The sequence below is a fragment of the Halobacillus sp. BAB-2008 genome (genome assembly GCF_000328325.1).
In the GTDB taxonomy this organism is placed as follows: domain Bacteria; phylum Bacillota; class Bacilli; order Bacillales; family Halobacillaceae; genus Halobacillus.
On the sequence record NZ_ANPF01000039.1, the window covers coordinates 1 to 12239 of the forward strand.

Consider the following 12239-nt stretch of genomic DNA (forward strand, 5'->3'; position numbering starts at 1 on the left):
TTCACTAAATACGAATAGATATACATATATAGGTGTTTGAAGTAATAAACATTCACAAAAGTTTTTTAATTATTTTTCATGTTTCTGTCACAAACGACACCAATTTGTAACAGGACATACGAATAGTATGTTCCTTTTTCGCAAAATAATGAAACCCTTTTCCTCCTGCATCAGGAAAAAGGGGTTTGTCTATTTAGAGCATTTCCGATGTCGTTTTACCCTGCATGTGGTGGATTAAGTAATCCGGTCCGCCTGCTTTGGAGTCGGTTCCGGACATGTTGAATCCGCCGAACGGATGATATCCGACAATCGCAGCGGTGCAGCCGCGGTTGAAGTACAGGTTTCCGACATGGAAATCCTCGCGTGCTTTTTCTATATGTTCCCGGTTATTGGAAATAACGGCGCCTGTAAGGCCATAGTCCGTATTGTTGGCAATATCGAGAGCTTCATCGAACGACGAAGCTTTCGTGAAACCGACGACAGGGCCGAAGATTTCCTCCTGCATGATCCGGGAATCCGGTGCGAGATCGGCAAAGACAGTCGGTGCGACGAACCACCCTTTAGAATCGTCTCCCTTGCCTCCTGTCATCAGCTTTCCTTCCTCTTTCCCGATACCGATGTATTCCATGATCTTGTCGTAGGCTCCCTGATCAATGACCGGACCCATGTAGTTGCTGTTATCAGTCGGGTTGCCGTAATTCACTTCTTCCTTCGTCTTCTGAACGACTCTGTCCAAGAGTTCATCATAGATTTCTTCATGTGCGACGACCCGGGAGCATGCGGAACATTTCTGTCCGGAGAACCCGAAGGCAGAATAAGTGATGGCATCAGCGGCAAGCTCAAGATCCGCCTCCTTATCCACAACAATCGTATCCTTGCCTCCCATTTCAATAATCGTACGCTTCAGCCACTGCTGACCGTCATGGACCTTGGCCGCTCGCTCAAATATCCGGGTACCGACTTCCCTGGAACCCGTGAAGCTGATAAAGCGTGTCCGTGGATGATCGACAAGGTAGTCCCCGACTTCCTTTCCGCTGCCCGGAACATAGTTGATCACGCCGTTCGGAAGTCCCGCCTCTTCAAGCACCTCCATCATCTTATAAGCGATGACCGGCGTCGCGCTGGCAGGCTTGAGAAGGACCGTATTCCCCGAAACCATCGCTGCGACCGTCGTCCCGCACATGATGGCGAACAGGAAGTTCCATGGAGAAATGACGACACCGACGCCGAGTGGTATGTAATGGAACCGGTTGTTCTCGATCGGTCGGGAGTTGATCTCCACGCCTTTATCAATTTCCAGCATTTGACGTCCATAAAATTCGAGGAAGTCAATCGCTTCGGCCGTATCGGCATCCGCTTCTTTCCACGGTTTTCCGCCTTCTTTGACTAAGTGCGCCGTAAATTCATGCTTACGGCGGCGGACGATTGCCGCGGCACGGAACAGGATATCCGCACGGAACTGCGCTTTCGTCTTTCTCCACCACTGGAACGTTTCGTCCGCTGCTTTATGTGCTTTTTCTGCAAGTTCCTGGTTCGCCTTAGAAACATATCCGATGACTTCTTTCTTATCTGCCGGGTTCACGACTTTGATCTTGTCATCTGTCATGATCCGCTCGCCGCCGATAATCAGCGGATACTCTTTCCCAAGGTCCGCTTCTACCTGCTTGATGGCAGATTGCAACGCTTTCCGATTTTCTTCCACCGTGAAATCTGTGAATGGTTCATGCTTGTACGGGACTACCATACTTAAACCGCCTCCTTGAGATTAAATAGGTCGCACGCTGTGTAATTGTTTGAAAATTAACACTTCAATCGTTTCCATCCATATTTTAGCATAGTGTGTAGGGGTTTAAAAGGAACAGAAGGAACAAAAAAACCGCCCGGTACACCCGGACGGTTGCTCTCCTTTATTTGTAGACATGGACAAACGGCTCTTCGTCTCCTGCTTTCTTAACGATCAAGCTTTCCGGTTCGTCCAGGCTATGAATGTTCACCTGCACAGAGTAGTGGTCCGGGAACATCTCATTTACAAGACTATACACGTACTGCGTAAATCCGACCACTTCCGATTCGGATTGGAATTGAATCGGTATTTCGATGGTAATATCATGCAGTTCGCCGTCTTTGTAAAATCCATTTCCGATCATTCCGACGAAGTTAGGGAAGTAATTCGATACCTGCGTACGGAATTCAGAGAAGATCTGGGATTGATCGAAGTGTTCCTTCTCCGCTTCACTTGATGGGAAGAGGACATGTTCTTCGTCGATATTATCCCAGCTACCCACACTACCCGAAGAACCTTTGACATAGGTCTTCGCAAGGAACTTGCCGGGAACTTTCGAACTCGCTTCCTCTTCTTCGTAAATAGCGAAGACGACAGGAACATCCTTGAGCTCTTCTTTGGCACGTATGCGGGTCAAGATTTCATCGGCATATTCTTTCCCTTTTTGAAGCAGCTCTTCGGTGGAGTGATCCTCTTCGAAGTTCTTTCCTTCCGTTGTGAACTTATAAACGGTACGGAGAGAGATACCAATGGTGACACCCTGCAGTTCGACGACGTTGTCGTCTTTCTGCACTAAGTAGTCCTGCTCAATAATATTGGAAATGTACCGAGGGCTTTCACGGAAATCCTCTTCCGATGCTTCATCTTCGTTCAATTCCGGATTCAAGCCTTCTTCTTTATCAGCGGACTTCCTGCTGAGCCAATCTAACAATGTCTGATCAGTGAGGTACTGTCCCGGCTGGAAATAATAATCCTCCGGATCGTAATATTCCTTGGAATGACGGCGCAGTCCGCTCTCAAATTCATCAATATCGAGCCGGTTCCCCATCTGGTTCGTCGTGATTCCTCTTGCTGATGAAACTTTCGGGCTGCTTTCTGTCAGAATCATCCGGTAGTCCTCGTCGGACATCGAGTAGTTCGGGACAATTGCTGCCTGGTTGTTCGTTTCGTCTGTCGTCTCCTGAATGACTTCTTCCTGATTATCAAATACAGGTGTACACGCGCTCATAAACAGAACGGAACTCAACAATAGTGCGTGCATCTTCCTCATGTTTCCACTCCCTTATCTTTAACAAGCGACAGGCCCAGACACGGGCCATGACGTTCTTCCTTCAGGATAAAGCGCTGCGAAACTGTGCTTCATCCCAAATTTCAATCCCCAAATCGGATGCTTTTGTGTACTTGGAACCCGCATCTTCCCCTGCAATCAGCAGATCGGTTTTCTTACTGACACTTCCGGTGACACTGCCGCCGAGTTCTTCCACGAGCTTCTTCGCCTCAGATCTGCTGTAGTGCTCCATTTTTCCTGTCAGGACGATTGTTTTGCCCGCAAATGGTGAATCTGCCGGCTGATCGCTTTTCTTCGCGCCTAAGTATTCCATGTTCAAGCCTAATTCTTTCAGATCATCAATCAATTCGATGACGTGTGGTTCATGGAAGTAGCTGGCAATCGAATCAGCCATCTTACTGCCGATCTCCGGCACTTGCTCCAGCGTTTCCACATCTGCTGCGATCAACGCATCGATGTGCTCGAAATGCTGGGCGAGGGTGCTTGCCGCTTTCGATCCTACATAACGGATTCCAAGTCCGAATAACAGCCGCTCCAAAGAGTTCTGTTTCGATGCTTCCAAAGCGTTCAATAGATTCTGTACCGACTTCTCCCCCATACGCTCCAACTGAAGGAGCTCTTCCTTGTCCAGTTTATATAGATCCGCGATATTGTGGATGAGGGACTCCTGGAAAAGCTGAGCGATCACCTTTTCCCCAAGGCCGTCGATATCCATAGCATTACGGGAAACGAAATGGATGAGTCCTTCACGAAGCTGAGCCGGGCAGTTCGGGTTGATGCAGCGCAGTGCCACTTCTTCATCCAGACGGACAAGCTCACTGCCGCACTCCGGGCATGTATCCGGCATCTGGTAAGGCTCTTCTTCCCCTGTTCTCTGCTCTGTCAATACACGCACCACTTCTGGAATAATGTCGCCGGCTTTCTTGATGACGACGGTGTCCCCGATCCGGATGTCTTTTTCCTTGATCAGGTCCTCGTTATGGAGCGAGGCACGCTGTACGGTCGTTCCTGCAACTTTGACAGGCTCAAGCACAGCCGTAGGTGTCACTGCGCCCGTGCGGCCGACGCTCAATTCGATATCTTTCAGCTTCGTAACCGCCTCTTCTGCCGGGAATTTATAAGCGGTGGCCCAACGCGGGCTTTTTGCTGTAAAGCCGAGGGTATCCTGCTGATCCAGACGGTCTACCTTGATGACGATGCCGTCAATTTCATAATCCAAATCAGGTCTCCGTTCGACCCAGCTGTGAACATAGTCGATTACTTCCTCGATATTGTTACATTTTTTCCATTCTGGATTCGTTTTAAGTCCATAGTCCTTCATTCTTTCCAGTCGTTCGCTGTGCGAGCTTGTCGGGTCTTCTTCCCAGACACCGACTCCGTAAAGGAAGACGTCCAAGTTCCGCTTGGCAGCAACCTTCGGATCAAGCTGACGGAGTGATCCTGCCGCTGCGTTCCTTGGATTGGCAAACGGTTCCTCACCATTTGCCTCTTTCGCTTCGTTCAGACGGATAAACGACTGCTTCGGCATATAGGCTTCTCCGCGAACCTCCAGTGTGACCGGCTCTTTCAAGCGAAGCGGAATGTTCTTGATCGTACGAAGGTTATTCGTTATATCTTCCCCTGTCGTACCATCCCCCCGGGTTGCCCCGCGGACGAACACCCCGTTTTCATACTTAAGGCTGACGGCAAGACCGTCTATTTTCAATTCACAGACATAGCTGACTTCTTCTTCTGTCCCGTTCCTTACACGACGATCGAAATCACGTAATTCCTGATCGTCGAATGCGTTCCCGAGGCTGAGCATCGGAATGTCGTGCTGCACCTTCCGGAAGGCGTCGAGAGGTTCGCCCCCAACACGTTGAGAAGGCGAATCCGGAGTCTTCAAATCGGGAAACTCCGCCTCTAAGTCCATCAACTCCCGCATCTTTTGATCATACACGGCATCCGGGACACTCGGTGTGTCCAACGTATGATACTCGTAGCTGTATGTTTCCAGTTCTTGTCTTAAAGCCTCTATGCGCTGCTGCGCTTCCGCTGCGTTCATGCTTTTCACTTCCTTAAGCTTTCGTTATCGGAGCAAACCGGGCTAACAATCGTTTAATGCCTGTCGGAGCAGGGAAAGCAATGTCCAGTTCCATGGAATCTCCTTCTCCCTGAACCTTCACAACTGTCCCTGTCCCCCACTTCTTATGCTCTGCTTTATCACCAGGCTGCCAGCCGATCTTCTCTCCACCAGTCGACCCTGGTTTCTTCTTCGCCGCCCGTTTCTTCGGTGCAGGCGCAGCCATCGGTTTCGAACCAAACGGCATACTCTCCCTCTTCTTGTTGAAGAACGGAAGCTCTTCCTTCTCTTCTTTTCCATCCAGAAGGTCATCTGGAATTTCGCCGATAAAGCGGCTGACCGGGTTCATATTCGTCCGGCCGTAAAGCGTCCGCATTTTCGCATGAGAGAGGTAAAGTTCCTTCTCTGCCCTTGTAATACCGACATACGCGAGACGGCGCTCTTCTTCCATCTCCGTTTCATCCATCAGCGCACGGCTGTGAGGGAAGACATTCTCCTCCATCCCGATCAGGAAGACGACAGGGAACTCCAGGCCTTTGGCAGAGTGGAGCGTCATCAGTGTGACCGTGTCATCACTATTAGGGTCTTCATTCATAGAATCAATATCCGCAATAAGCGCCAGGTCAGTCAGGAATGCGATCAGAGTCTTGTCCTCTGCACTCTCCTCGAAGTTCTTGGTAACGGATTTGAATTCTTCAATGTTCTCGAGTCGGCTCTGTGCTTCAATACTTTTCTCGTTCAGCAGCATCTCCTCGTACCCGGTTTTGTCGATTACTTCCTGAACCATATCGGTGGCGGACAGAAACTCCTGCTGACTCGTCCAGTTCTGGATCATCTTCCGGAAACCGATGATCGCTTTTGCCGCTTTTGCACTGACACCGACGAAGTCGACTTCCGCCGCCGCTTCATAAAGCGAAATGTCATGATCCGCTGCATACGCAAGCATCTTATCCATACTCGTTTTCCCGACGCCGCGCTTCGGTTCGTTGACGACACGCTGGAAGCTGAGGTCATCATTCGGGTTCGCAATCAAACGGAGATAGGCGAGCATGTCTTTGATCTCTTTCCTGTCATAGAACTTCGTGCCGCCGACCATTTGGTAAGGGACGCCTGCTTTCACAAACGTTTCCTCGATGGTACGGGACTGGGCGTTCGTCCGGTAGAGGATGGCGATATCCTTGTAGCGGTATCTGCCTTGCCGGATCAGATCCTCGATCTTATCTGTGACGAACAGTCCTTCTTCCCGTTCCGTTCCAGCTTGATGGTAACGGATCTTTTCTCCACCTTTGTTGTCTGTCCACAAATGCTTCGGTTTGCGGCCGCTGTTGTTGTCGATTACATTGTTGGCAGCATTCAGGATCGTCTCTGTCGAACGGTAGTTCCGCTCCAGCAGAATGGTCCGGGCTGTCGGATAATCCTGTTCGAAGTTCAGGATGTTCTGAATATCCGCTCCGCGCCATGCATAAATGGATTGGTCCGAGTCACCGACGACACAGAGGTTCTCATAACGGCTCGCCAACTGTTTGACGAGTTGATACTGCGCATGGTTCGTATCCTGATACTCATCGACGTGGATATATTGAAAACGGCGCTGGTAATATTCCAGCACTTCCGGTACTTCATCAAACAAACGAAGCGTCTGCATAATCAAGTCATCAAAATCGAGCGACTGGTTCTTTTTCAGTTTCTTCTCATAGCCTTTATAAATTTCAGCGATCTGCTCTTCATGGACGTTTCCTGCCTGTCGTGCATAATCAGCAGCCGTCATCAGCTCGTTCTTGCTGTTACTGATCGCACCAAGCATCGCCCGCGGGTCCCATTTCTTTGGATCAAGGTTGATTTCCTTCAGCACCTGTTTGATGACAGAAAGCTGGTCGCTGGAGTCAAGGATAGAGAAATTACGATCATAACCGATCCTGTCGATGTCCCTTCTCAACATCCGTACACACATCGAGTGGAACGTGGACATCAGTATCTTTTCTCCATCCTGACCGACAAGCGATTCCACACGTTCTTTCATTTCACGTGCTGCTTTATTAGTAAAAGTAATCGCCAGAATATTTCTAGGCGCTACGTCTTTTTCGCTGAGTAAATAAGCAATGCGGTGTGTCAAAACACGCGTCTTTCCACTTCCGGCACCTGCCATGATTAAAAGCGGCCCTTCTGTGTGAGTAACCGCATTCCTTTGTTCTTCGTTCAAGCCTTGAATCAATGCGTTCAATGCCTGTGTCATAGGGGTCCACCATCCTTCAATGTATTGTTTTCACTGCTTCGACCGTCCCGATAGCAGATTCCATATCTTCATAAATCACATTACCGACGACGACGATATCGGCATGGGATGCCATCTCTCCGGCCTGTTCCGCCGAACGTATGCCCCCGCCGTATATCAGCGACGTCTTTTCCAATCGTTCTGATACTTGTCTAACCAGATCAGGATCGCCGTACATCCCGCTGTACTCCATATAAAAAACGGCAGTCGGAACATATGCTCCGCCATCTCTGCGTAGGCAAGCACATCTCTGTCCTGCGGCATGGTGCAGTTAGTCCGCTGGAATACTTTGGCCTCCGGATTGAGAACACAATACCCTTCCGGCATCATATCCTCCCAAGCGATGGCATCCGCATATTCCACAATTGCCTGGTGCTGCACGTCAATCATCCATTTCTTATCCTGGCTGTTCAACACCATCGGGATCAAGTATTTTTGAAAACCCGGCGCAATCGCTTCAATATCGGAAACTTCCAAATACACAGCTATATCATACTGCTGTACCCGGTCCTGAAGATCCGTTACATTCTCAAAAGTCACTCCATCCGTTCCGCCGATGATGATCCCATCCGTTCCCGACGTACAGACCTTCCTCAACGCATCCTCCGACAAATCTTTGTTTGGGTCAAGCTTGAACATATGATGGCACGAGCGTTTTTTGTACATTTCCGTCCTCCAAAACAGTTATCCATTCACTCATTATAGCAAATTTTGAAGCGTGGGTTGAGTGTTTCCACAGGGAAAATTGTCGACTCCGTGACATCAGGACATACAAAAAGCCGCCCCTTAAAAGAAGAGGCGGCTGTAAAGGCTGTCGGGAAGCTCTATGTCATAAAAAAGAAACCATCCCTTCCTTTTTGGATGGTTAAGTAAAAAGAAAGGAAACTATGTGAGCCTTCCATTCATGGGAAGGTGGATTTACTTGATTACGTGTGGCAGCAGTCTGGATGACGTGAACAACATCGTGACGAGACCGACACTCATGATCGTCATAGCGGAAAGGAGCAGCGTTTCCAGGGAAAACAGGTAGCCGCTCGCCCCAATGATCAAGGCGTCCAGCAGAAGAATGATAAAGCCGACATTAACTTTAAACCAGTCTGCAATCATCTGCGCAAGGAGGTCGGTCCCTCCGGTACTGGTATGATGCCTGAGCATTAACCCGATTCCTCCCCCGACAAGAGCCCCGCCGATGATCGAACTGATCACCGGGTCGAGAGGCAGATGATAAAAGCGGAGACCGCTGAACAAATCAATGGAAAAAGAAGAGATCAACAATCCATGGAGGCTGTTATAGAAGTAGGGACGGTAAAAGAACCAGGCAAGCAGAAAGATGGGAATACTGCAGCAAATTATCGTCAGCCCGACCTGCAGTCCCCATATGTAGTTAAAAATCATACCAAGACCAATGATCCCCCCGTCCAGCACATGATCAGGGATGAGAAATAAGTTGATACCGACGGATAGAACCAAGCTCCCGATCACGATCATCATCCCTTTTATCCACATCTCTCTCATCTCCCCGTCCCCCTCCTCTAATACAGTCTATGCCTGTCCGGAATAGGTTAGAAGAACGAGAGCGAACCTCCCTACATCCTTTTTATCAGATTGTACCACGCGACTCCACCATGGACGGAATTTGACCTTCCACAATGGACATAACCAAGCTTCTCATAGAAAGATATCAGCTCTTCTTTGCACGTCAAGGTGACTCCCTCCCTTCCATTTTCCTTCGCCAGCCGCTCTATCTCATGGAAAAGGGAAGCAGCGATCCCCTGCCTTCTTGCTTGTTCAGAAACGGCGACACCGAGAATTGCCTGATACCCTCCGCGCGATGGATTCGTTGTAATTCTTTCAAACAAATCATCTGTAATGAACGGGTTGTCTATGACAGGGCCGTTGATGTAGCCTAGAACGACTCCTCCTTTTTCTGCTACCAAAAAGGTATCCGCAATTAAGTGGATCCGTTCCAGCATTGCCTGCTTCGTTGCAGCTTCTCCCTCTGTAAATCCTTCTCTTTCAATCGTCATAAGCGAATCCAAGTCCGTCTTCCGGACATTACGTATTTCCATGACTGATCCCTGCTCCTTTTGAATAAAAAAAGCTGCCGGGTTGTCGGCAGCCTTTCTCCTTTATTCTACATGTTTCGCCTGAACACGGTCGAGTGCCTTCGTGTAGGCATCGTTCCCATAGTTCAAGCAGCGCTTCACGCGAGAAATCGTCGCTGTGGAAGCTCCTGTTTGTGTTTCAATTTTATGATACGTGTACCCTTCTCTCAGCATGCGGGCAACTTCCAGCCGTTGTGCCAGGGACTGTACTTCATTCATTGTTGCAAGATCATCAAAAAATTCATAGCATTCTTCGAGGTTCTGCAGGGACAGCACCGCTTCAAACAGCTGATCAAGCGTCTTCCCTCTCAGTTTATCGATCTGCATTCCCGTTTCCCTCCTTAATCAAAACGGACCTCCACCGATGACGGGATGATGTTCACCCACGTTTTCCCCGGCAGGAAAGCAAGTGCTTTGCCGTCCGCAAAGGGGAGGAGGCGTCCGTCGATATTTCTCCATTGTATTTCTTTCCGGATTCCTTTTTGCAGAAGCCAGCCGTCTCCACCGGACTTCAAATCGACTGCACGCCGCCCTTTCGTATCTATTACTTTATGGCCGGCACGGATGACCAGGACATTTTCGACCCCGATGGCAGTTCCATCCGCCGCATCTATCGTCGTTTCTCCATCACTTGAGCGCTGGAAAAGGCCGGATCGCTCTTTCCAATCAAATAGAACCTGCTGCGTCTCCGCATATCTAATGGCCATTCGATTTACCGGCTTCCCGTCCAGTTCCTGCTCAGAATCAAACGGCAGCGGTTCGTGTCTCTTGAAGGAGGTATATCCTTTATTTGAGGCAGCTTGCAGTATCCCATCTGTGATTAGATAGGAGTTGTGGGGCGCTTTCCTATCTGAAGTACGCTGGAAGAGCCAGCCGTTGTTATCGTAGATGGAACCGTTCAAGTAGGACACACCGCTCGCCGTCACTTGCTTCTGGATGGCAGTGGATGCCCCGTGATAGATATAGAGAGCATTCCACCCATCCGCAAGTTCAAGAAAGTAAGGCCTTGCACTTCGGACCGGACCTATTGTATCAGGAATATCACTGTGGAACAAAGCTAGGAAGCGAGTGATCGACCCTTCCGCCAGCGCTTCATAGACGACATCCGCCTTACTGAGCCCTGCTTGGGGTCTTGCATTCTGATGGTTGTTAATCATGACAGCTACAATTGGATCGTTCTGTTGATCCGGATTGATTTCTCCTGTCAACGGGAAAACGGTCTGCTCTCCTTCATTGATAATCACTCGTTCATCGTCCGCCGTCTGGTCTGTCACGGACCCTTCCTCTCGATCAACTCCGAACCAGCCGCAGGCAGCCAGCAGCGTGAGCACAAGTAAGAAGGTAAGTTTTCTCATGGAAGCACTTCCCTTTGTCCTATATTCCCTCTTCTATTTTAACGCATTATAGAAGGAAAGAGTACCTCTTTCTTTTTCACATCCATAATTCCAAGCGGTGTAATGCGGATATACGGCAGGTGCATGGATGATAGGAAAAGCAAGGTGTACACCGGGTCCGAAAAGGAAAACCCGTGTTCGTTCAAGCATTGTTTCATCCGTCTCTCCTCCTTCATTAAGTGCTGCAAAGGAAGATCAGACATCACCCCGCCCAACGGCAGTGAAAGCTCGAACAGAACTTCTCCTTCATTAACAAATACGATACCGCCGCCGATTTCATTCATCCGTTGGAATGCTTTTTTCATATCGGTCCTTGATTTACCAATTACAAGGATATCCCCGGTATTGCTGAACGAGCTGACCAACCCGCCAAGGGACTGTGTGAATCCTTTCAGCAGAGTGTTGACCATCCATTCGCCATCTCTGTCCATCAACATGATGAATGCTTCCTTGTTCTCATCAGACAAACGCTCCACGGAAGCATCCGTATCTATCGCATATGGTTTCATAATAACGTCATTGACCAGTTCAAGCCCGATCGGCATGGAGAACTGCATGTCCTTATCCGCGAGCTCCCAGTCGAGGGAAAGCTTCTCTATCCCGTTCTTTTCCCACGGAATCTCGATGCCTGTCGGGACAACCTCTCCCTCTTTCTTCACCCACTCCCCTTTGGCGATGACGGAGTGAGGGGTCGGATCTTTAGGATCTCTAAGGAAATTAAGGTGGGCGGCACGTCCTGCATTAAGACTGCCGACCCTGCTTTCGATTCCGAAGTGCCTCGCAGCCTGATACGTGGCCATCATATAGGCATCAATTTCAGGAACGCCCGCTTCTATAGCAATTCGAATGCACATGTTAATGATCCCCTCCTCATAAAAGCCGGGGGTGGATCCATCCGTCGTAAACATCATGTGGTCATACTGGGTATGCCCCATTTTCTCAAGTCCCTGTAAAATGTCAGGAAGATCCGGACGTATCGAAGAATAACGCAGCCCCGTATGGTAGCCGATCGACAGCCGTGTAATGACGTCCTCCGCCGTCATGGATTCATGCTCAGAATCCATCCCGAGGAGACGCATCTTCACTAACGTACGCTCCGATGCACCTGGAAGATGGGCTTCCAGCGGCTTCCGTGATCGTTTCGTTTCCTGCATCCAGTGCAGAATCTGCTCATTTCTTTCATATAGCACATCCGGCCAGGCCGTCAATTCCCCGCCCTGAATGACCGCATCATGCTCAATCCAATCCAGCACCTGTTCGTCGAAAGACTCTCTGTCTTCCTCCCTTAAAACCGTCTGAGGATCGAAGCGCGCCCACCAGTACATGGTTGCAGGA

The 12239-nt window shown here is 49.4% G+C and carries 11 protein-coding genes; all 11 read right to left on the reverse strand.

Annotated features, from left to right (window positions below; all coding sequences use genetic code 11):
- Positions 1-193: 193 nt before the first annotated feature.
- Positions 194-1744, reverse strand: coding sequence for an L-glutamate gamma-semialdehyde dehydrogenase (gene pruA, locus D479_RS09635; protein WP_008636355.1), 1551 nt, complete (start codon positions 1742-1744; stop codon positions 194-196).
- 163 nt (positions 1745-1907) lie between these two features.
- Positions 1908-3053 carry a CamS family sex pheromone protein gene (locus D479_RS09640; RefSeq protein ID WP_008636356.1) on the reverse strand — a complete coding sequence of 382 codons (1146 nt, stop codon included), beginning with the start codon at positions 3051-3053 and terminating at the stop codon, positions 1908-1910.
- 61 nt (positions 3054-3114) lie between these two features.
- On the reverse strand, positions 3115-5115 hold the full coding sequence (ligA, locus tag D479_RS09645) for an NAD-dependent DNA ligase LigA (protein WP_008636357.1): 2001 nt from the start codon (positions 5113-5115) through the stop codon (positions 3115-3117).
- Positions 5116-5128: 13 nt separating this feature from the next.
- A complete protein-coding gene (gene pcrA, locus D479_RS09650) occupies positions 5129-7366 on the reverse strand; it encodes a DNA helicase PcrA (RefSeq protein WP_039871238.1) in 2238 nt (745 codons plus the stop codon).
- Between the two features lie 16 nt (positions 7367-7382).
- Positions 7383-7598, reverse strand: a complete 216-nt coding sequence (locus D479_RS21290; protein ID WP_346773252.1) for a geranylgeranylglyceryl/heptaprenylglyceryl phosphate synthase — start codon at positions 7596-7598, stop codon at positions 7383-7385.
- On the reverse strand, positions 7523-8071 hold the full coding sequence (locus tag D479_RS09655) for a geranylgeranylglyceryl/heptaprenylglyceryl phosphate synthase (RefSeq protein WP_008636371.1): 549 nt from the start codon (positions 8069-8071) through the stop codon (positions 7523-7525). Before D479_RS09655 ends, D479_RS21290 begins: the two co-directional genes overlap by 76 nt.
- Before the next feature lie 252 nt (positions 8072-8323).
- The gene (locus D479_RS09660) at positions 8324-8911 is read right to left on the reverse strand and encodes a YitT family protein (protein ID WP_035388716.1); all 588 of its coding nucleotides are present in this window, start codon (positions 8909-8911) and stop codon (positions 8324-8326) included.
- A gap of 80 nt (positions 8912-8991) precedes the next feature.
- Positions 8992-9474: a GNAT family N-acetyltransferase gene (locus D479_RS09665; protein WP_008636376.1), complete on the reverse strand. Its 483-nt coding sequence runs from the start codon at positions 9472-9474 to the stop codon at positions 8992-8994.
- Positions 9475-9534: 60 nt separating this feature from the next.
- Positions 9535-9837: a YerC/YecD family TrpR-related protein gene (locus D479_RS09670; RefSeq protein WP_008636379.1), complete on the reverse strand. Its 303-nt coding sequence runs from the start codon at positions 9835-9837 to the stop codon at positions 9535-9537.
- Between the two features lie 14 nt (positions 9838-9851).
- Positions 9852-10865 carry a DUF3048 domain-containing protein gene (locus tag D479_RS09675; protein ID WP_008636382.1) on the reverse strand — a complete coding sequence of 338 codons (1014 nt, stop codon included), beginning with the start codon at positions 10863-10865 and terminating at the stop codon, positions 9852-9854.
- 38 nt (positions 10866-10903) lie between these two features.
- Positions 10904-12239 (reverse strand): adenine deaminase C-terminal domain-containing protein (locus D479_RS09680; RefSeq protein WP_008636384.1); only part of this gene is annotated, 1336 nt, incomplete at its 5' end.